Origin of the sequence: Streptacidiphilus sp. MAP12-20, from assembly GCF_041262525.1 — a bacterium.
GTDB lineage: Bacteria > Actinomycetota > Actinomycetes > Streptomycetales > Streptomycetaceae > Streptacidiphilus.
Genome location: NZ_JBGCCK010000005.1, coordinates 164752 through 183598, shown reverse-complemented (window position 1 = coordinate 183598; position 18847 = coordinate 164752). Strand labels below are relative to the sequence as shown.

The window sequence follows — 18847 nt, the reverse complement described above, 5'->3', positions numbered from 1 at the left end:
ATCATGCAGAACCAGGATCCGGCCCAGGCCGAGCGGGAGGCGGTCTCGGAGCGCTTCGGCGCCGGGATCGAGGCCCGCCGCAGCCCGCGTCAGCGGGAGCTGGCCAACACGATCTACCAGCGGCTCGCGGCCGGAGCCGAGGTCGAGGACATCGCACACCTGATCTCGGACGTCAGCCGGACGGCCGGGCAGGACAACCGGATCCCGGGGAGGGCTCGCCGATGACGGACGTACTCCAGTCCCTGCGGGAGTTCACCGTCAGGGTGGACTACGGGCGCAAGCACACGGCGTTCGACGTCCGCGACGGAGGCCGGGGAAAGCCGGTGGTGCGTATGGCTATGGACTTTCCCTACCACATGGCGGATCTGCTGCGGGTCTTCCCGGTCGCCGAGCCCGACCGCCTGCTCGGGACGGTGGGCTGCGGCGCGGCAGCCGCACCCGACAAGCAGCTCCTGGGACGCTGCCGGGAGAAGATCGTCTGGGAGATCGCGGACAGCTGGCACATCGAGCAGCCGGAGATCGGCCAACTCGTCGGGAGCCGCAAGGGCCTCAGCCGGCTGGCCAACGGCTACACGGGGCTGAGCGAGGTCAGCGCGGTGCGGATCGAGTTCGTCGGTCCCACGTCCCCGGCCTTCACCTTCGTCCGACGCGCCGGCATCACATCCGAGTACAAGATCAGCATCCACGACGACCGGGTCAACCGGCTCCTCGTCCTCGCCTGGACCGAGCACTTCAACCGGGGCTACGGGGACGACGCACGGCAGTACCTGATCGACTTCACCACCAACCCCTTCCAGAAGCCCGGCCCCGAGATCCAGGCCGCTCGGGAGCGTCGCAAGGCTGCGATCCAGGCAGCCAAGCAGAATCGGGGTCATGGCACCGATCCCCGCTGACAGCGAACTCGTCCCCACCGAACTCGGCGACGCCCGCATCACCTGGCACGGACGCGACCGCGCCGCCCGGCGCGGCGTCCTGCTGCTCGGCCACGGCGCGGGCGGCGGCATCGAAGCCCCCGACCTCCAGGCGCTGGCGGCCGGGATCGACTCGGTGGCCGTCGCGCTCGTCGAGCAGCCCTGGCGCGTCGCGGGCAAACGCCTCGCCCCCGCGCCGAAGACGCTGGACGCCGGCTGGCTGCCGGTCGTCGCGCACGTACGGGCAGCGGTGGGCGAGGCGACGCCACTGTTCGTCGGCGGCCGCAGTGCGGGCGCGCGGGTTGCCTGCCGCACGGGCGCGACGACGGGCGCGGCGGGCGTCCTCGCCCTCGCCTTCCCGCTCCACCCACCGGGCAAGCCGGAGCGCTCGCGCGCGGACGAGCTGCTGTCCACAGGCCTGCGGACGCTGGTCGTCCAGGGCGCGCGCGACCCGTTCGGTGCGCCGGAGGAGTTCCCGCCGCTGCCGCGCCGGACGCACCGCCTGGTGGGCCTCAGCGCGGGCAATCACGCGTTCGCGGTACGGAAGAGCGAAACTGACGTGTTGCCGGATGTTGTGCGTGCTGTCGCGGATTGGTTGCAGGAGCTGATCCCCTAGGGACCTTGTCGTCGGCTTTATCTATGATGTGTACCGGTTGGTTGCCGACGAACGGGGAGGCGCGCGATGGGCGACGGGTACCAAGTAGACCTGAGTTACCTGCAGGACACGCTGAAGAAGCTGCAGGGAGTGGTGGACGGCATGGACACCACCTGTGGTGTCGCCAATTACCAGACCAATCTCAACAGGTCGCAGTTCGGGGGCGACGCCTTCGTCGAGGCCGGCACTCTCTACTCGGCGCACGACAACATGAAGACGCAGCTGAACGGAATGATCTCCACGCTTCAGCAGATGATCCAGGAGTTCAAGGACAAGACCGGCCACACGCACGACCAGTACGCGGGCACGGACAACGCCGTGAAGTACACGTTCTCCAAGGGGGCCTGATGGGCGGGGCAGGGGAGGCCGCGGCGCTCGCTGCGCAGCAGCGCCAGAAGCAGAAGGCCGCGGATCAGCAATGGCAGAAGGTGCTGGACGCCAACAAGGGCGGCAACACCGGTCCCAACGGCTTCACCACCAACTTCGAACAGGCCGGCGGCTTCTACGGCCTCAAGCACATGATCGAGCACGCCGACCCGGGCGCGATCATCAACGTGGCGGGTCACTGGGACTCGATAGCCAAGTCGCTGAACGAGACGGCGGCCGAGCTCGTCACACACGTCAACACCATGCTCGAACACTGGTCGGGCGCCAGCGCTGAGGCCTTCCGCACCAACGCGGGGACCCTGCACGAGAGTCTGACGAACGGTGCGCAGTACGCGTCCAACACGCACTTCGCCATGAACAACGCGGGCCAGGCGCTATCGGTGGCTAAGCGTGACTTCCCCGGCGCCCCGAGCACGATGGACCAGCTCGGCAGCGCGCTGGGCGGCTCCAGTGACATCCAGTTCAAGCAGGACGCTGCGAAGTACGGCCTGGCTCAGGCGGTGAAGATGGACGGTGGGGACCTGAGCGCCTGGGAGCAGGTGCACCAGCAGGCTGTCGTCGTCATGGAGTCCCTGGGCACGCAGTACAACGCCTCGGCAGCGCAGTTGGTGGCTCCGCCGCCGAGCCGAGGTGGGGTCACCGCGTGGCCGCCGCCGCCCGCGACCCCTTCCCCGGTTGTCGGTGGGACCGGCCCGACACCGGGCGGTCCTGGACATGGTGGCCAGGTCGGCCAGAAGCCGATCATCGGTGGCAACGGCGGCGGACACGACACCTTCGTGCCCGGCCATTCCACCGGAGTCGGCCAGTACCCGGTCGGTGGCCAGTTCCACGGCATCCACGGCGGTCAGCCGGGCGGACCCCCCATCGGGGTCGGCGGCACGCTGGACGGCGGTTCAGGCGGTCTGCACGGCGGCTCCGGCGCGGGTGGCGGCCTGCACGGCGGTCCGGGAGCCGGCGGCGTCGGTGGCATCGGTACTGGGAGCGGCGCCGGCCATGGCGGCTTCATGGGCGGCGGCGGAGTCGGCATGGGCGGCCTCCACGGAGGCGGGCTCGGTGGCAGGGGAGCCGGCTTCGGTGGCGGGCGCGGACGGGCCGGCGGTCTCGGCCGAGGGCTCGACGAGAGCCACGGCATGGCCGGCGCCGAGGGCGAGCACGGCATGACCGCAGCCGAGAAGGCCAAGCTGGGCGCTGCGGGCGAGGGTGTCAGCGGCGGTGCCAACGGCGAAGGCGGCATGGGCATGGGCGGCGGTGGCATGGGCTCCGGCAGTGGGAACAAGAAGAAGCGCAAGGCTCGCGCCGACTACCTCGTCGAGGACGAAGAGACCTGGGACGTCGACGGCGACGCGAACCCAGGCGTGATTACGTTCTAGGAGTCAAGTAGTGTCCTGCTCGTCGTTGGAACGTATGCGAGCGGGGTGACGGGATGGGCTTCAAGCGAGCACTGCACGCGGTCGGGGGGACGGTGCTCGCTGGAGCCCTTGCCGTCGGCGCAGCACCAGTCGCGCATGCCGACGAGGCGCGATCTGCCCAGTGGGCCCTGAGGGTCTACAACGCCGCCAAGACCGTTTGGCCGCATTCGACGGGCAAAGGTGTGACTGTCGCGGTCATCGATTCCGGAGTTCGAGCGAGTCACGTCGACTTGACGGGCCAAGTGCTGCAGGGGACCGACTTCGCCTTTGGCGGCAATGGTCAGACCGATCACTCGCCCGAGGGCCACGGGACGTGTGTGGCGAGCATCATCGCCGCACACGGTCACGGGACGAACGGCGTGAACGGCATCAAGGGTCTCGCTCCGGATGTCAAGATCCTCCCCATTGGTGTCGGGACGGGCGAGGCAGGCGCCACAGGGACCGACCACGTGGCCGAGGCCATCCGCTACGCGGTCGACCAGCACGCACAGGTCATCAACATCTCACTGGGCAGTCCTATCGAGAGCCCGGCTGACGAGCAGGCGGTGGCTTACGCGGAAGCGCACAACGTTGTTGTCGTGACGCCTTCGGGTAACAGCGGAACGGACGGTAAGGAGTACCCCTCCTCCTACCCCGGCGTGATCAAGGTCGGCGCAGTCGAGGAGAGCGGCCACCTCTGGAGCCAGTCAAACACCGGTGGCGTGACCGTCGCCGCTCCCGGGGTCGGCATCGTGTGCGACAACGACGGCAGCGACACGCAGATGGGCAAGGGCGACGGCACCAGCTTCGCCACCGCCTACGTCTCCGCCATCGCCGCGCTCTACCGTTCCGCGCATCCGCAGCTGACGCAGGGACAGATCGTCAACTACGTCATCAAGACCGCGCTCCTCCCCACGAGCCTGACCGCTCCTGACGCCGGGTTCGGCTACGGCATCGCCTCACCGGACTTCACCACGGCGGTCGCCCCCGGCCCGGTCGCAGGCCCGCTGCCGCAGGCGACTCCGGCCGCCAACGGTGACACGAGCAGCAGTGCCGCGCCCGTCACTACGACCGCCGACGGCTCTTCGGGTGGGGGCAGTTCCACCGGGCTGCTGCTTGGCATCGTTGGCGGGGTCGTAGTCCTCGGCCTGATCATCGTGGTTGTCGCCCGGTCGCGTCGGGGCAGTGGTTCGAATACGTTGGCGTCCGGGTCCGAGCAGCCGTACCAGACGGCGCCACAGCCGTCCCAGCCGCCGTCTGGGCAGTACCCGGGGCAAAACCAGCAGCAGCCGCCGTACCAGGGACTGCCGAACTACACCTACCCGCCGCCGCAGCAGCAGGGCGGCAGCCACGAGCAGCCGCCGCCCCGCTGACGCACAGGGCTACTTGAAGGTCTGGATCTCCGCCGTCGAGCTGTCCGCGCTCACGAAGAGGACCTTGGGGTCGGGCAGCACGAACACCGTGCCGTTCATCAGCATCATCTCGCTGTCCGAGGCGGGCAGGGTCGCGAGCACCGTCGACTTGCCCGTCGTCGGGTCGAGGGAGACGAGCTGCGGTCGGGAGCCGTAGTCCGCCAGCGAGATCGCGTACAGCTTGCCGCCGGCGTCCTGGGCCGAGTGGGCGAGGATCGCGCCCTTGTGGGACTCGCCGTCGTAGGACCAGGAGACCGCGCCGGTCGTCAGGTTGAACGCGGTCAGCCCGTAGACCGGAGTCTGACTGCGGGTCTCCAGCAGCAGGGTCGAGCTGTCGAGCATGCGCGAGCTCAGGCCGTCGGAGACGATCTCGTTCGGGGAGTTGAGCGGACGCGGCTCGCCCGTGGCGTCGTAGATGTGCGTGTTCGTCGCGGTGCTGCCGCTCAGCAGCCGGGCGACGACCGGGCTCGGGCCGGCCAGCACGGACTCGATCTCGACGTGGTCGGTGCCGGCCTTGCGCCACACCTCTTTCCCGGTGGCGGCGTCGAGGGCGGTGAGCGCATAGGTGGGGCTGGCGTCGGCGCAGTAGTCGTCGACCAGGACCACGCTCGCGCCGCCGTAGGGGTATTCGTTGCAGTACTGACCACGGGACTTGTAGCCCCATACGGGCTTACCGTCCGTCAGGTCGACTCCGCCTATGACGTTGTCGTTGAGGATCACGCCGACGTTGCCGTCGACGAAGGTGGAGGCCGAGGACGCCGAGGTGTGGTCCTTGCTCGTCAGTGGAGTGGAGAAGAGCGTCTGGCCGGAGCGCGTGTCCACGCCGACGATCGACGAGCAGTGGTCGACGTCCGGGCCGAAGCCGATCGTGCCGATGCCGGTGGCCGAGACGGTCGGTGACATCGTGCACGGGACGCCCGGACCGGAGAGGGGCTTTGCGGTCCACGCCACGCTTCCGTCGGTCACCTTGTAAGCGGTGACCCCGTTGTCGGTGCCCCGGATCAGGTACTGAGTCGTCAGCCATGCGCCGAGCTGGTGCTTGGTAGCGCCGTTGCCGGGGACGTACCAGCCGGCCGCCAGCGTACGCGGGCCGCCTCCGCCACCACCTCCTCCGCTCCCAGCGGTGCTGCCGCCCTGGTTGGTGAGGACGACGCCGACCGTGGCGATGCCGGCCAGGACGACGACACCGGCGATGATGCCGCCGATCGCGCCCGCGCCCAGGCCCTTCTTGGGCGGCGGCGCCATCGGCGGCATGCCGGGACCGGCCGGGTAGCCGTAGCCGGGCTGCTGCAGGGGTGGCTGGACCATCGGCGGCTGGGGGTAGCCGTAGCCGTCGCCCATCTGCTGCTGCTGGCCTTGGTACGGCGGCGGCTGTTGGACGCCCGGGTAGCCGTACCCCTGCGTCGGCGGCGCGGGCGGGTACGGCTGTTGCTGCTGCGGATAGCCGTAACCGCCGCCCTGCGGCGGGTACTGCGGCTGATACTCGGGCTGGTACTGAGGTTCCTGCATCGGCGGCGGCTGCGCGGGCATCTGGACCGGCGGCACCTGCGGAGTCGCCGCCTCCGTCGGTGCGTAGGACCAGCCCGGCTGCCCGGACTGCTGCGGTGGCGGAGCGTTCTCGGTGGCGGAGTACTGGACCGGCGTCTCCGCTCGCCGGGCTGAGGGCGGCACCGCGTCCTGGGGTTCGCCCGCTGCCAGGCGGTAGTCGTCCTCGTCCTGGCCGGCCCCCTGCGGTGCCCTGCCGGACGCCGGGCTCTGGTCTGTCATGCCGTGCGCCTCCCCGAATTCGTCGACTGACGGTCAGTCAACGCGGGGGCATTCAGCGCCACGCCCCCGTCCGGCCATCGTAGAGGGCCGAACGGGGTGGCCAGCGCCGGTCTCAGACCGCGTCGCGCTCCTGCGCGCGCAGCGCGCGGGCGAGGTCGTCGCGGCATTCGCGCACCAGGCGGCGCAGCGCCGGGGCCGCGTCCTCGTGCTCGCGGAGCCACAGGTCGGTCCGCTCCAGCGTGGCGGTCGTGCCGACCAGGCGCGGGAAGAGGCCGTTCACGATCCGCATCGCGATCTCGATCGAGCGCTCGGCCCAGACCTTCTCCAGCACCTCGAAGTACGGCTCCGCGTAGGGCGCGACCAGCTCGCGCTGCGCGGCCTGCTGGAAGCCGCTGATCTCCGCCTCGACCAGCGCGTTCGGCAGCTCGTCCGTCTCCACGACCAGGTGCCAGGTCCGCGCCTTGGCCTCGGCCGTCGGCGCGGAGGCCCGGCACGCGGTCTCCAGACGCTTGCCGCTCGCGGTGTTGTCCCGCTCGAGCTCCGTCGTCAGCTCGGCGTCCCCAGCCGCGCCGCCCGAGACGAGGGCCTGCAGCAGCGTCCAGCGCAGCTCCTGGTCCACGTCGAGGCCGTCGATCCTGGCGTTGCCGTCCAGCAGGCCGGAGACCAGCCGCAGATCGGCCTCGCTGCCGGCCGACTGCGCGAAGAACCGCGCCCAGGCCAGCTGGTGGTCGCCGCCGGGCCTGGCCGCGCGCAGCTCCGTCAGCGCGCCTTCGGCCAGCGCCCGCGCCGCAGCCTCGCGGCCCTCGGGGGCCACGTACTGCTCCAGCGTCAGCTTGGCCTGCGCGTGCAGCTGCTGCAGCACACCGATGTCGGTCTCCCGGCCGGCGAAGCGCAGCACCAGGTCGAGGAAGTCGCGGGCCGGCATCAGGCCGTCACGCGTCATGTTCCACACCGCCGACCAGCACAGAGCTCGCGCAAGGGGGTCCTCGATGTCGCCGAGGGAGGCGCGCAGCGTGTCCAACGAGCCCTCGTCGAAGCGGATCTTGCAGTACGTCAGGTCATCGTCGTTCACCAGCACCAGCGCCGGACGCGGCGTACCGACCAGCTCGGGCACCGGCGTACGGGCGCCCGCGCGCACGTCGAGCTCGACGCGCTCGCTGCGGACCAGGCGGCCGTCCTCCGTCAGGTCGTAGCAGCCGACGGCGACCCGGTGCGGGCGCAGCGTCGGCTGCTCGTCGGCGGCATCCTGGAGCACGGCGAAGTCCGTGATCCGGCCTTCGGCGTCGACGGTCAGCTCTGGGGTGAGCGCATTGACGCCGGCCGTCTGGAGCCAGGCGCGGGACCACTCGGCCATCGCCTCGGCGCCGCGCCCGCTGGTCTCGGCCAGCACGGCGAGCAGGTCGTCCAGGGTGGTGTTGCCGAAGGCGTGGCGCTTGAAGTAGCGGCGCGCGCCCTCCATGAACGCCTCGCGCCCCACGTACGCCACCAGTTGCTTGAGCACCGAGGCGCCCTTGGCGTAGGTGATGCCGTCGAAGTTGAGCTTGGCGTCCTCGAGGTCGCGGATGTCGGCGGTGATCGGGTGCGTGGTCGGCAACTGGTCCTGGCGGTAGGCCCAGGCCTTGCGGCGGTTGGCGAAGGTGATCCAGCCCGCCTGGTACTTCGTCGCCTCGACCTGTGAGAAGGCGCCCATGAAGTCGGCGAAGGACTCCTTCAGCCAGAGGTCGTCCCACCACTGCATGGTGACCAGGTCGCCGAACCACATGTGGGCCATCTCGTGCAGGATGACGTTGGCCCGGCCCTCGTAGGCGGCCTCGGTCACCTTGGAGCGGTAGATGAACTCCTCGCGGAAGGTGACGCAGCCCGGGTTCTCCATCGCGCCGATGTTGTACTCGGGCACGAAGGCCTGGTCGTACTTGCCGAACGGGTACGGATAGTCGAACTCGTCGTGGAAGAAGTCCAGGCCCTGCTTGGTGACGGTGAAGATCTCGTCCGAGTCGAAGTACTGCGCCAACGACTTGCGGCAGAGCGCGCCCAGCGGGATCTCCAGTGTCCGGCCGTCGGGCAGCGCGCGGCTGTAGTTGTCACGGTCCACGTGGTAGGGGCCGGCGATGACGGCGGTGATGTAGGTGGAGATGCGCGGCGTCGGGGTGAAGCTCCAGGTCAGTGATCCGTCGTCGTTGCGAATCGCGTCCCCGCCGGTGGGGGAGTTGGAGAAGGCCTCCCAATGGCCCGGCGCGGTGACCGTGAAGGAGAACGGGGCCTTGAGGTCCGGCTGCTCGAAGTTGGCGAAAACGCGTCGGGCGTCAGCCGGCTCGTACTGGGTGTAGAGGTAGACCTCGCCGTCGACCGGGTCGACGAAGCGGTGCAGGCCCTCGCCGGTGTGGCTGTAGGCGCAGTCGGCGTCGACGACGAGCTCGTTCTCTGCGGCGAGGCCCGGCAGGGCGATCTGCGAGCCGTCGAAGACCTCGGCCGGGTCGACTGCGCGGCCGTTCAGCGTGACGCTGTGCACCGCGGGCGCGAGCAGGTCGGCGAAGGAGTCCGCGCCCGGCTCGGAGCAGCGGAAACGCAGAGTCGTCCGGGAGCGGAAGACGCCGGTCTCCCCGAGTGCGCTGCGAAGATCGAGCTCGACGGTGTAGCCGTCGACGTCGAGGATGCGCGCCCGCTCGCGGGCTTCGTCGCGGGTGAGATTCGTGCCGGGCACGTCGGTACTCCCTCGTGCGTTTCGGGCGCGTGGGGTGGCCGCGCCGCTGAACCCAGGATCTCCTGTCTGTGCTGGCATCTTGTCACGAGCGGCGTGCCGCCTGTAGGCGCGCGGGAATGGTCGGGCGAGGGTGTGCGTTGCCTGGTGGGTACTCACCTGTCGAAGGACCTGTCGTCCCAAGGAGCTCCTGTATGTCTGTCGACGCCCCCGCCGCGCCCGTTCCGGCGGACTTCTGGTTCGACCCGCTGTGTCCCTGGGCGTGGATGGCCTCCCGCTGGATGCTGGAGGTCGAGAAGGAACGCCCTGTCGCGGTGAAGTGGCACGTGATGAGCCTCGCGGTGCTGAACGAGGGGCGCGACCTGCCCGAGCAGTACGCGAAGCTGATGGAGGAGGCTTGGGGTCCCGTCCGCGTCTGCATCGCTGCGGCGAAGGAGCACGGGGACGAGGTGCTGGGGGGTCTCTACACTGCGCTCGGCACCCGCTTCCACAACGGCGGTCAGCTGCGCGACCGGGCGACGGTCGAGTCCGCGCTGGAGGAGGTCGGCCTCCCGCTCTCCCTCGCTGACGCGATGGAGTCGAACGACCACGACGAGGCGCTGCGCGCCTCGCACGCCGAGGGCATCGGCCTGGTCGGCGAGGACGTCGGCACCCCGGTCATCGCCGTCCCCGGCCCGACGGGCGAGCGGGTCGCCTTCTTCGGTCCCGTCGTCACCCCCACCCCCCGCGGCGACGCGGCCGGCCGCCTCTGGGACGGCACGCTGCTGGTCGCCTCGACCCCGGGCTTCTACGAACTCAAGCGCACGCGGACCGCAGGCCCGAGCTTCGAGTAAGGCCCTGCCTTCAGCACGATCTGGCGAGGAATCCTGGCGTTTGCGCTCAGGAGGAATCGCCTCCTGAGACCCGGCGGCGCGGAGCGTCGCCGGGTCGTTGCTGGTTACGGCTGCCGGGCTCGGGATTGTCAAGTGGACGTGATCCCTGTGTCGGCCCGCCCAATCGACGACCTGCGGTTTTGTGGGAAGCCCCTCAGGCGCCCACCGCGCTGCGGCCGATAGGTTCACGAGCGTTCACTGTGATCTTCACTCAGCCAGCCCAGGAGTCCTGCTGTGAGTCTCGCCGCCCCGATCGTCCGTCCCGGCGCTGTCCTCGCCGACCTGCTGCCCGCCGCCGACCGCGGCCGCGCGCTGGTCCGCGACGCCGTGCTCGTTCTCGGCGGCGCCGCGTTCACCGGGCTGGCCGCGCAGCTCTCCGTGCCCGTCCCCGGCTCGCCGGTGCCGGTGACCGGCCAGACGCTTGCCGCGCTGCTCGTCGGCACGGCGCTCGGCACGCGCCGCGGGGCAGCCTCGATGGGCCTCTACCTGCTCGCCGGCCTCGCAGGTCTGCCCTGGTTCGCCGGTGGCGCCTCCGGCTCCGGCGTGACCATCGGCTACGTCGTGGGCTTCGTCCTGGCCGGGGCGCTCGTCGGCGCGCTCGCCCGGCGCGGCGCGGACCGCAGCCCGCTCCGCACCGCCGGCGCGATGGTGCTCGGCAATCTCGCCATCTACGCCGTAGGCGTCCCGTGGCTCGCCGTCGCCGCCCACCTGCCGCTGGCCCAGGCGGCCTCGCTCGGCCTCTACCCCTTCCTGCTCGGTGACGCCGTCAAGGTCGCTCTGGCGATGGGCCTGCTCCCGGCGGTGTGGAAGCTGATCGGCAAGAAGGGCTGACATAATCCATCCCATGCGCGTCTACCTGGGATCCGACCACGCCGGCTACGAGCTCAAGCAGCACTTCGTGAAGTGGCTCACCGAGGCCGGCCACGAGCCGATCGACTGCGGTCCGCACATCTACGACGCCGTCGACGACTACCCCCCGTTCTGCCTGCGTGCTGCCGAGCGCACCGCTGCGGACCCGGAGGCGCTCGGCGTCGTCATCGGCGGGAGTGGGAACGGCGAGGCCATCGCCGCCAACAAGGTCAAGGGCGTCCGCGCCGCGCTGGCATGGAGTGTGGAGACCGCCCAGCTGGGTCGTCTGCACAACAACGCCAACGTGATCAGCATCGGCGGCCGCATGCACAGCGAGGAGGACGCGACCTCCTTCCTGGAGACCTTCCTCAACACGCCGTTCTCGGCGGAGGAGCGTCACATCCGTCGCATCGACATGCTGACGGACTACGAGACCACCGGCGACCTGCCGCCCGTCCCGGCGCACCACCCGCAGGGCTGACCGAGGCCGCGTCCAGTGCCCGAAGGTCACACCATCCACCGACTGGCCGCCGAATACCACCGGGTGTTCGGCGGCCAGGCCGTTGCCGTCTCCAGCCCGCAGGGTCCCTTCGCACCCGCCGCGACGAGACTGGACGGCCGTGCGCTGAGCGAGACCGACGCGAAGGGCAAGCACCTCTTCCTCGGCTTCGCCGGAGCGGGCTGGATCCACATCCACCTCGGCCTCTATGGCAAGGTCTTCTGGGGCCACGGCCCCGCCCCCGCGCCCGTCGGTCAGGTCCGGCTGCGGATCGCCACGGAGGCCGGCGGCGGCGCCTACGCGGACCTGCGCGGACCCACCAAGTGCCGGTTGATCAGTACCTTCGAGAAGCGCGACGTCGAGCATCTGCTCGGCCCCGACCCGCTGCGTCCGCAGGACACAGGCGACGCCGCGTGGAAGCGGATCAGCGCCAGCCGCACCACCATCGCCGCGCTGCTGATGGACCAGAAGGTCCTCTGCGGCGTCGGCAACGTCTACCGCGCCGAGGTCCTCTTCCGGCAGGGCATCAACCCGCACCGCGAGGGCCGCAGCCTGGACCGCGCCGAATGGGACGCGATCTGGGCGGACTTGCGCCCGCTCATGGGCGAAGGCGTCCGTCTCGGCCGGATCGACACCGTCCGCCCCGAGCACACGCCCGAGGCGATGGGCCGACCTCCTCGCCGCGACGACCACGGCGGCGAGGTCTACGTCTACCGGCGCACCGGCCAGGCCTGCCTGGTCTGCGGGACCCCGGTCCGTGCCGAGGAGCATGCGGCAAGGAACCTCTTCTGGTGTCCGCGCTGCCAGGCGGCCTGATTCTGCGTCAGTTCAACCGCAACGAGCGCACCCTCCAGGCGCAGAACCCGCCGAGGGCGGCCGCGCCCACGAGGTAGAGAGCGGTCTCGATCCCCTGCAAGGTCCAGTAGCGGTCGGCGGGCTGGTAGTCGACCACCTGGCTCAGGTGCAGCTGATTGATGGCTCCGAGGCACTGCTCGGGCGTACTGGACTGCGAGAGGCAGATCTGGGGTGCGGGCCCGTTCCACGGGCGGCCCGCCGCGTCGACCGTGCGGACCGAGGTGACCCAGGCGCCCGGTATGTCGACGGGCTTGTTGACCTGCGTGTTCCCGCCGTCGATCCGCAGGTTGACCCCCGGGGTGTTCGGCGACACTGTGAGCGCCGTCGTGGTGCGCTCCGGAGCCAGGTAATGGGCGCGCATAGCCATCGGCAGGGCCACCTGCACCGCAGCCAACACCAGCAGTGTGACCGCCATCGCCGGCAGCAGCCGCCGTGCCAGCACCCCGGCGGTCACGCCGAGCGCGAAGGCGAAGACGGCGCAGCCTATGGGGACGAGATCGCGCGCGCCGAAGATCAGCGGCATGAAGTGGTTCGGCAGCGCCTCGCCGAGGCTCTGCCCGCCGCCGGGCAGCGCCGCGGCGCGATCGATCGGGCCCGCCCACCAGGTGACCGTCAGGCTGAGCAGTCCGGCCGTCGCCACCGCGCCGAGCCCGAGCAGGCCGAGCTTGACGACGAGCCAGCGGGAGCGCGTGACGCTCTGGCTCCAGGCCAGTCGGAAGGTTCCCGCCTCGACCTCCCGGGCGACCAGCGGCGCGCCCCAGAAGATGCCGATGACCGCCGGCGCGAGATACAGCAGCACCACGCCCGCGAAATAGAGGACCGGATAGAGGCTGTTCGCCTTCAGGTCGGTGAAGAACGTCGACTTCGCGGTGGAGCACGCCTCCGCGCCGCTGCAGCCGGAGAGCCCGCTGCTGTCGTAGAGGTGGCCCAGATGCGCGCCGGTGAGCGCGAAGAGCAGCGCCAGCGCGGCGATCGCACCGAGGGCAGCGAGAGCCTGAGCCCGGAACTGACGCCAGGTCAACCAGATCATGCCGCGGCCTCCTGCTCGTTGCGGCCCCGGCTCAGATGGGCCAGCACCAGATCCTCCAGATCCGCTTCGGGCACGCCGGTGACGGCGCGGTGGTCGGCGACCAGCTCCTCGATCTCCCCGGCGGCCTGGACCCGGGCGGCGCTCAGCACCACCAGGTAGTCGCAGACCCGGGAGAGATCGCCGACCAGGTGCGAGGAGAGCACAACACTCATGGCGCGCTCGCCGACCGCGTCGGCCAGATCGTCCAGGAACTCGCGGCGGGCCAGCGGATCAAGGCTCGCGGCAGGCTCGTCCAACACGAGCAGCTCCGGCCGCTTGGCCACCGCCAGCGTCAGCGCGAGCTGCGCGCGCTGCCCGCCGGACAGCCGCCCGGCTCGCGACTTCGGATCCAGCCCGAGTTTCGCGATGCGGCGCTGCGCGTACGGCGCGTCCCACCCCGGGTTCGTCCGCGCACCCAGCCGCAGGTGGTCGTCGACCGAGAGGGCGGCGTAGATCGGTGCGTCCTGGGCGACGAAGCCGACCCTCGCCAGCTGCGTCGGGCTCGCGCCCGGCCGGCCGCCGAGCACCTCGACGCTGCCGACGGTCGGCCGCAGCAGGCCGGTGACCAGATTCAGCAGCGTCGACTTGCCGGCGCCGTTGGGCCCGACCAGGCCCACGACGTAGCCGGCCGGGATCGACAGGGTGCAGTCGGCCAGCGCCCACCGGCCTCGGTACTGCTTGCCGAGGCCGTGGGCCTCGATGACGGCGGTCATCACGTTCCTCCGTTTCGCCGTGCGGTGAGGGTCACCACGATGCGGGCGGAGGGGCGGCCGAATCGTCAGGCCGCAGTGCGGATTCTGGAGGCTCTGCCCGGCCTGAAGTACCACCCGTTGCGTCGGACTCCGGTCTGACGCCGCGCGTCGGCCAGGCGATTACGGTGGCCGCATGGAGCCCCTTCGACCACCCCTGCTCAAGCGCCTCGGGACGCGGCACTGGGTCGCCATCGACTGCGCGGCCGTCGTGCTCGTGGTGCTCGCTTCCGCCCTGCTGTCCCGGCGCGTCACGCAAGGTCCCGGCTGGGCGGACGGCTCCGCGATCGTCCTGGCGCTCGTCGCCGCCGGGTGTCGGCGCTGCTGGTCGCGCTCCGGGTTGGTCGTCGTGGTCGCTGTCGCGGCGCTGTGGACGACGCTCAGCACCTCGTTCGTGCCCCTGGTCGCGCTGGCCTTCGTGATGTACACGGTCGCCCAGCGCTTCTCGCGCCGCGAGTCGCTCGCGCTGCTGGCGGGGTCCCTGCTGGTCTCCGCAGCCGGGCTGACGGGGCATCTGCCCGTGCTTCGGTCAAGGCCGTACTTCTACAGCCCCGGGCCGATCCTGGCCCTGATGCTGCTGGTGGTCGCCGGGTGGGCCGTGGGCCTTCTCGTCGCCCAGCAGCGCCGCTACGCCGACGCGCTCGCGGCGCAGGCCCAGCAGCGCGCCGCCGCCGAACTCGCCGACGCCCGGCGCGCGCTGAGCGATGAGCGGCTGCGCATCGCGCGCGAGCTGCACGACGTGCTGGCGCACTCGATGAGCGTGATCGCGGTCCAGGCCGGTGTCGCCAACCACGTCGCGGCCGAACGCCCGGACGAGGTCCGGCGCGCGCTGAGCTCGATCGAGGAGACCAGCAGGGGCGCGCTGCGCGAGATGCGCGCTCTGCTGGGCGTCCTGCGCGACGCCGAGAGCGGCGCCCCCGCCCCGGACGCGCCGACCCCCGCCCTCTCCGACCTGGAGGCGCTGCTGGCCCGGACCGCCGAGGCCGGCGTCCGCGTCGAGCTGGAGGTGACGGGGGATCGGCCACCGTTGTCGGCCGGGCTGGAGCTGGCGATCTACCGGGTCGTCCAGGAATCCGTGACGAACGTCATAAAGCACGCCCGGGTCGACCGTTGCCGCGTCGCCATCGAATACCGTCCGGAGTCCGTCACCCTGGAGGTCACGGACACCGGCGCGGTCGGTGGCTCGTCCTCCTCGGGTGGTCACGGCATCGCGGGCATGCGCGAACGCGTCGTCATGTACGGCGGCGAGCTCAGCGCTGGTCCGCTCCCCGGGCGCGGCTTCCGCGTCAGCGCCCGCTTCCCGCTCGCTCCTGTGGAGGTCAGCCGGTGATCCGTGTCCTCGTCGCCGACGATCAGGCCCTCGTCCGCGGCAGTTTCCGTGTCCTGGTGGACACGGCCCCCGACCTGGAGTCGGTGGGCGAGGCCTCCAACGGCGCGGAGGCAGTGGATCTGGCGCGCAGGGAGCGGCCGGACGTCGTGCTGATGGACGTGCGGATGCCGGTCATGGACGGCATCGAGGCCGCGCGCCGGATCGCGGCGGATCCGACGACGGCCGACGTGCGGGTGCTCATCCTGACCACCTTCGATCTGGACGAGTACGTCTTCTCCGCGCTGCACGCGGGCGCGAGCGGCTTCCTGCTCAAGGACACCCGCCCGGCCGAGCTCCTCGAAGCGATCCGTGTGGTCGCCTCGGGGGACGCGCTGCTCGCGCCCGGCGTGACCCGCCGCCTCATCGAGGAGTTCACCCGCCGCCCAGCGCCCGGCGGCGTGCCGGTCGCCTCCGCGCTGGCGGACACGACCGAACGCGAGCGCGAGGTACTGACCCTGGTCGGCCTCGGCCTCTCCAACACGGAGATCGCCGAACACCTCCACGTCAGCCTCTCGACGGCGAAGACCCACATCAGCCGCCTCCTGATGAAGCTCAACGCCCGCGACCGTGCCCAACTCGTCATCGCGGCGTACGACGCGGGCCTCGTCAAACCCGCCCCTTCCGGCACATGAGAACCCTTAAGCGCGCCCCTGAGGTGAGTGCAACTACCTCAGAGTGCTCAGAACCCCCGTGGCAGCCACGGTGCGAGGTCCGTCGCGAACGCCGCCGACGCCGCCGCCAAACTGCCCGCCCGCAGCTCCTGTACCCGGCCTGCGGCCGCGAGAGAGCGCAGCGTCACGCCGCCCAGGTACGCCGCGCCCAGCTCACGCACCGTCAGAGCCAGATCCGCAGGATCAGCCGTGCGCTCGCACACCGCGCCCTTCTCGTCGCCGCTGAGGCGCCAACGCCCGGCGTTCCAACCGCAGAACGCGTCCTCGACCTCGAACACCACGTCGACGGGCCGCCCGTACACCCGGGCGCCCAGCGCCGCGCCCACCTCCACCAGGCGGACGAAGAGACCGTCCCCCATCACGGCGTCGCATCGACGCGGGTCGTTGACCAGACTCAGCAGGGCGTCGTCCACCGGAAGGCTGTGGCAGGTCACCGTGTCGGTGAGATCGATGTCGAGCAGGTACCGCCACAGCGCCGCCGTCGCCTCCGCCGAGGAGGCGTAGAGCTCGCGGACGACCACCGAGCCGCTCGGGCCCGAGCGCTCCCAGGCCGGCTTGACCGCGTAGCGGGCATAGCCGCCGAGCCCGCCCCTCGCCGGATCCTCGACCAGCACGCAGAAGAGCGGGGAGTGGCCCTCCCGGCCCGAGGCGGGGTCGATCACCGCGGCCTTCTCCCACCCTGCCGGGCGCCGCAGCCACCCCGGGCGCAGCGGCCCGAGCCGGTCGTACAGCTCTTCGCAGGCGTCGAGCGACTCGGTCGGATCCACTTGCCAGAGCCGCAGTTCGCGTCCGAGTCCGGCGTTCGCGATCCGTACCCGATGCCGGTCCATCGTCACGCGTGCTCGCAGCGAGCCCACCCCGTAGCCGAATCGGCCGTAGATCGCCGGTTCAGAGGCCGTCAGCACCGCGACCGGCTCACCGCGCTCACGCACGTCGTCCAGTTGGCTGCGCATCATCGCGGTCAGCAGGCCACGCCGCCGGTGCGTGGAGCGCACGCCCACCATCGTCACCCCGGCCGCCGGAACGAGGGGCTGCTCGGCTGCCGCCGCGCCCGGGACCGCCAGCCGGAAGCTGAACGCCCCGGCCGACCCGACCGCCGTCTTCGCGTCGAATACGCCGATCGAGCGATCCAGCTCGGTAAGCTCTCGCCACAGTGCCGCCTCCTCAGGAGCCTCAGGCACTCCGCCGAAGGCGCCCACGAGGGACGCGAACCAGGGTTCGAAGTCGTCGGCGCCGATGATGCGCAGCTCGGGGGAGGCGGTGGATGAAGCAGTCCACGGCAGGTTCGAAGCGTCCATACGACCTGCCTAGCAGTGAGTCGGCCCAGACGCGAGCAGATTTTCACGGCATCGGTTGCATCCCACACCCGAAACGCATCGACGTGCCCCGGCCGCGCTCGATAGGGTCTGCCGGAATGGCACGTCGCGAGGCCGGGGGGCACCCGGACGACACCCGTACGGCTCGGCTGCGCAGGGCGCAGCGCCGGGCCTGGCGTCGGGTGCGCCGAGCGGCCGTCGACTACTTCCGTGGCGACGGCGCCGACTGGATCGCCTTCGTCGCGCTGCTGCTGATCGTCCCGCTGATGACCGTGGCCACCGTACTGACCCCGGTCTGGTGCCCGCCCACCGCGCTGGTGCTGCCGGTGATCTCCGGTGCGCTGCTGCTGCGGCCCAGCAGCCTCGTCCTGCTCTACGCCGCCTCGGCCTTCGCGCTCGCGACCGAGTCCGTGCTGCTCGGCCCCTACTCCGGCGGCGACCCCGGCCGGGTGACCCCTGGGTGCGTGCTGGTGGTGGGCGCGGTGGGAGCGGTCGGGCTGGTGCTGGCGCAGTTCCGCAACCGCGTCGGCGTGCCGTGGCGGCGCGGCGGCTCGATGCTCTTCGACCTGCGCGAGCGGCTCAAGGTGCAGAGCAGGATCCCCTCGCTGCCGGGCGGCTGGCACGCGGAGATGGCGCTGCGACCGGCCGGCGGCCAGTCCTTCTCGGGCGACTTCGTCGTCGCCTCCCGCACCGGCGGCGGCAAGCGGGTGCTGGAGACGGTGCTCGCGGACGTCTCCGGCAAGGGCATGGACGCCGGCTCGCGCGCCCTGCTGCTCTCCGGCGCGTTCGGCGGCCTGCTCGGCTCGCTGCCGCCGCACGACTTCCTCCCCGCGGCCAACGGCTACCTGCTGCGGCAGGGATGGGAGGAGGGCTTCGCCAGCGCCGTCCACCTCGTGCTCGACCTGGACACGGGGGAGTACGAGCTGCTGTCGGCCGGCCATCTACCCGGCATGCAGCGCTGCAACGGCACCGGGCGCTGGGAGATGAAGGAGGCCGAGGGCCCTCTGCTGGGCATCTACGACGGTGCGAAGTTCGAGGGCGTCCGCGGGGTGCTGGCCCGCGGTGACGTGCTGATGCTCTGCACCGACGGCATGGTCGAGGCGCCAGGACAAGACCTGACCGAGGGCATGGATCGACTCATGGGCGAGGCCGACCGGTTGATGGGTACGGCTTTCGCGGGCTCGGCCTGGCGGCTGATCGAGACAGTGGCCAAGGACCGGATGGACGACCGTGCGCTGCTCCTGCTCTGGCGCGAATAGCCTTATCGCCAGCCGCACTTGTACCATCCGTCACACGATCTTCGGACAATCTCGGCTGATTGTGCACTCCCGGGGTGGGTGTGGGCCGGAAGTGCTTTACGGAGCGCCTTGATCCGGAGAG

18 protein-coding genes are annotated in these 18847 nt (G+C 71.0%); 13 read left to right on the top strand and 5 right to left on the bottom strand.

What is annotated here, in order from left to right; translation table 11 throughout:
• The first annotated feature begins 3 nt into the window (after positions 1 to 3).
• The 6 genes from ABIA32_RS08735 (at position 4) to ABIA32_RS08710 (ending at position 4714) form a co-directional block, all read left to right on the top strand.
• Positions 4 to 225 (top strand): hypothetical protein, encoded by a 222-nt coding sequence (locus tag ABIA32_RS08735; RefSeq protein WP_370093344.1) that lies wholly within the window; start codon positions 4 to 6, stop codon positions 223 to 225.
• Positions 222 to 893, top strand: coding sequence for a hypothetical protein (locus tag ABIA32_RS08730; protein ID WP_370093343.1), 672 nt, complete (start codon positions 222 to 224; stop codon positions 891 to 893). Before ABIA32_RS08735 ends, ABIA32_RS08730 begins: the two co-directional genes overlap by 4 nt.
• On the top strand, positions 874 to 1527 hold the full coding sequence (locus tag ABIA32_RS08725; protein WP_370093342.1) for an alpha/beta family hydrolase: 654 nt from the start codon (positions 874 to 876) through the stop codon (positions 1525 to 1527). Before ABIA32_RS08730 ends, ABIA32_RS08725 begins: the two co-directional genes overlap by 20 nt.
• Before the next feature lie 66 nt (positions 1528 to 1593).
• On the top strand, positions 1594 to 1914 hold the full coding sequence (locus ABIA32_RS08720) for a hypothetical protein (RefSeq protein WP_370093341.1): 321 nt from the start codon (positions 1594 to 1596) through the stop codon (positions 1912 to 1914).
• Positions 1914 to 3323, top strand: coding sequence for a WXG100 family type VII secretion target (locus ABIA32_RS08715; protein WP_370093340.1), 1410 nt, complete (start codon positions 1914 to 1916; stop codon positions 3321 to 3323). The genes ABIA32_RS08720 and ABIA32_RS08715 overlap by 1 nt, the downstream gene beginning before the upstream one ends.
• 53 nt (positions 3324 to 3376) lie before the next feature.
• Positions 3377 to 4714: a S8 family serine peptidase gene (locus ABIA32_RS08710; RefSeq protein ID WP_370093339.1), complete on the top strand. Its 1338-nt coding sequence runs from the start codon at positions 3377 to 3379 to the stop codon at positions 4712 to 4714.
• A 9-nt stretch (positions 4715 to 4723) separates the two neighbouring features.
• Here the strand turns inward: ABIA32_RS08710 and ABIA32_RS08705 are convergent, their stop codons facing one another.
• Together ABIA32_RS08705 and pepN are read right to left on the bottom strand one after the other, a co-directional pair.
• Positions 4724 to 6520 (bottom strand): PQQ-binding-like beta-propeller repeat protein, encoded by a 1797-nt coding sequence (locus ABIA32_RS08705; RefSeq protein WP_370093338.1) that lies wholly within the window; start codon positions 6518 to 6520, stop codon positions 4724 to 4726.
• Between the two features lie 112 nt (positions 6521 to 6632).
• The gene (pepN, locus tag ABIA32_RS08700) at positions 6633 to 9221 is read right to left on the bottom strand and encodes an aminopeptidase N (protein WP_370093337.1); all 2589 of its coding nucleotides are present in this window, start codon (positions 9219 to 9221) and stop codon (positions 6633 to 6635) included.
• Positions 9222 to 9412: 191 nt separating this feature from the next.
• Between pepN and ABIA32_RS08695 the strand changes: the two genes are divergently transcribed.
• The 4 genes from ABIA32_RS08695 (at position 9413) to ABIA32_RS08680 (ending at position 12254) form a co-directional block, all read left to right on the top strand.
• Positions 9413 to 10051: a DsbA family protein gene (locus tag ABIA32_RS08695; protein WP_370093335.1), complete on the top strand. Its 639-nt coding sequence runs from the start codon at positions 9413 to 9415 to the stop codon at positions 10049 to 10051.
• Between the two features lie 273 nt (positions 10052 to 10324).
• Positions 10325 to 10921: a biotin transporter BioY gene (locus ABIA32_RS08690; protein WP_370093334.1), complete on the top strand. Its 597-nt coding sequence runs from the start codon at positions 10325 to 10327 to the stop codon at positions 10919 to 10921.
• A gap of 13 nt (positions 10922 to 10934) precedes the next feature.
• Complete coding sequence (locus tag ABIA32_RS08685) at positions 10935 to 11420, top strand: ribose-5-phosphate isomerase (protein WP_370093333.1); 486 nt, start codon at positions 10935 to 10937, stop codon at positions 11418 to 11420.
• Positions 11421 to 11435: 15 nt separating this feature from the next.
• Positions 11436 to 12254, top strand: coding sequence for an Fpg/Nei family DNA glycosylase (locus tag ABIA32_RS08680; RefSeq protein ID WP_370093331.1), 819 nt, complete (start codon positions 11436 to 11438; stop codon positions 12252 to 12254).
• Between the two features lie 7 nt (positions 12255 to 12261).
• On the opposite strand, the gene ABIA32_RS08675 is transcribed toward ABIA32_RS08680, so the two are convergent.
• A complete protein-coding gene (locus tag ABIA32_RS08675) occupies positions 12262 to 13323 on the bottom strand; it encodes a transporter (RefSeq protein WP_370093330.1) in 1062 nt (353 codons plus the stop codon).
• Positions 13320 to 14075: an ABC transporter ATP-binding protein gene (locus ABIA32_RS08670; protein WP_370093329.1), complete on the bottom strand. Its 756-nt coding sequence runs from the start codon at positions 14073 to 14075 to the stop codon at positions 13320 to 13322. Before ABIA32_RS08670 ends, ABIA32_RS08675 begins: the two co-directional genes overlap by 4 nt.
• A 172-nt stretch (positions 14076 to 14247) precedes the next feature.
• Here ABIA32_RS08670 and ABIA32_RS08665 point away from each other — a divergent pair, with 172 nt between their 5' ends.
• Both ABIA32_RS08665 and ABIA32_RS08660 read left to right on the top strand, forming a co-directional pair.
• The gene (locus ABIA32_RS08665; protein ID WP_370093328.1) at positions 14248 to 15441 is read left to right on the top strand and encodes a sensor histidine kinase; all 1194 of its coding nucleotides are present in this window, start codon (positions 14248 to 14250) and stop codon (positions 15439 to 15441) included.
• Positions 15438 to 16112 carry a response regulator gene (locus ABIA32_RS08660; protein ID WP_370093326.1) on the top strand — a complete coding sequence of 225 codons (675 nt, stop codon included), beginning with the start codon at positions 15438 to 15440 and terminating at the stop codon, positions 16110 to 16112. The genes ABIA32_RS08665 and ABIA32_RS08660 overlap by 4 nt, the downstream gene beginning before the upstream one ends.
• Before the next feature lie 47 nt (positions 16113 to 16159).
• Here ABIA32_RS08660 and ABIA32_RS08655 read toward each other — a convergent pair whose 3' ends face one another.
• Complete coding sequence (locus tag ABIA32_RS08655; RefSeq protein WP_370093325.1) at positions 16160 to 17449, bottom strand: GNAT family N-acetyltransferase; 1290 nt, start codon at positions 17447 to 17449, stop codon at positions 16160 to 16162.
• 116 nt (positions 17450 to 17565) lie between these two features.
• Here ABIA32_RS08655 and ABIA32_RS08650 point away from each other — a divergent pair, with 116 nt between their 5' ends.
• Positions 17566 to 18726 carry a PP2C family protein-serine/threonine phosphatase gene (locus tag ABIA32_RS08650; RefSeq protein ID WP_370093323.1) on the top strand — a complete coding sequence of 387 codons (1161 nt, stop codon included), beginning with the start codon at positions 17566 to 17568 and terminating at the stop codon, positions 18724 to 18726.
• The last annotated feature ends 121 nt before the right edge of the window (positions 18727 to 18847 follow it).

Bases quoted from the DNA above. Each gene is read 5' to 3' on its own strand.
- ABIA32_RS08735 (WP_370093344.1), top strand. From the start codon at position 4: ATGCAGAACCAGGATCCGGCCCAGGCCGAGCGGGAGGCGGTCTCGGAG.
- ABIA32_RS08710 (WP_370093339.1), top strand. From the start codon at position 3,377: ATGGGCTTCAAGCGAGCACTGCACGCGGTCGGGGGGACGGTGCTCGCT.
- ABIA32_RS08655 (WP_370093325.1), bottom strand. From the start codon at position 17,449: ATGGACGCTTCGAACCTGCCGTGGACTGCTTCATCCACCGCCTCCCCC.
- ABIA32_RS08725 (WP_370093342.1), top strand. From the start codon at position 874: ATGGCACCGATCCCCGCTGACAGCGAACTCGTCCCCACCGAACTCGGC.
- ABIA32_RS08705 (WP_370093338.1), bottom strand. From the start codon at position 6,520: ATGACAGACCAGAGCCCGGCGTCCGGCAGGGCACCGCAGGGGGCCGGC.
- ABIA32_RS08715 (WP_370093340.1), top strand. From the start codon at position 1,914: ATGGGCGGGGCAGGGGAGGCCGCGGCGCTCGCTGCGCAGCAGCGCCAG.
- ABIA32_RS08720 (WP_370093341.1), top strand. From the start codon at position 1,594: ATGGGCGACGGGTACCAAGTAGACCTGAGTTACCTGCAGGACACGCTG.
- ABIA32_RS08685 (WP_370093333.1), top strand. From the start codon at position 10,935: ATGCGCGTCTACCTGGGATCCGACCACGCCGGCTACGAGCTCAAGCAG.
- ABIA32_RS08650 (WP_370093323.1), top strand. From the start codon at position 17,566: ATGGCACGTCGCGAGGCCGGGGGGCACCCGGACGACACCCGTACGGCT.
- ABIA32_RS08665 (WP_370093328.1), top strand. From the start codon at position 14,248: ATGGAGCCCCTTCGACCACCCCTGCTCAAGCGCCTCGGGACGCGGCAC.
- ABIA32_RS08670 (WP_370093329.1), bottom strand. From the start codon at position 14,075: ATGACCGCCGTCATCGAGGCCCACGGCCTCGGCAAGCAGTACCGAGGC.
- ABIA32_RS08730 (WP_370093343.1), top strand. From the start codon at position 222: ATGACGGACGTACTCCAGTCCCTGCGGGAGTTCACCGTCAGGGTGGAC.
- ABIA32_RS08695 (WP_370093335.1), top strand. From the start codon at position 9,413: ATGTCTGTCGACGCCCCCGCCGCGCCCGTTCCGGCGGACTTCTGGTTC.
- ABIA32_RS08675 (WP_370093330.1), bottom strand. From the start codon at position 13,323: ATGATCTGGTTGACCTGGCGTCAGTTCCGGGCTCAGGCTCTCGCTGCC.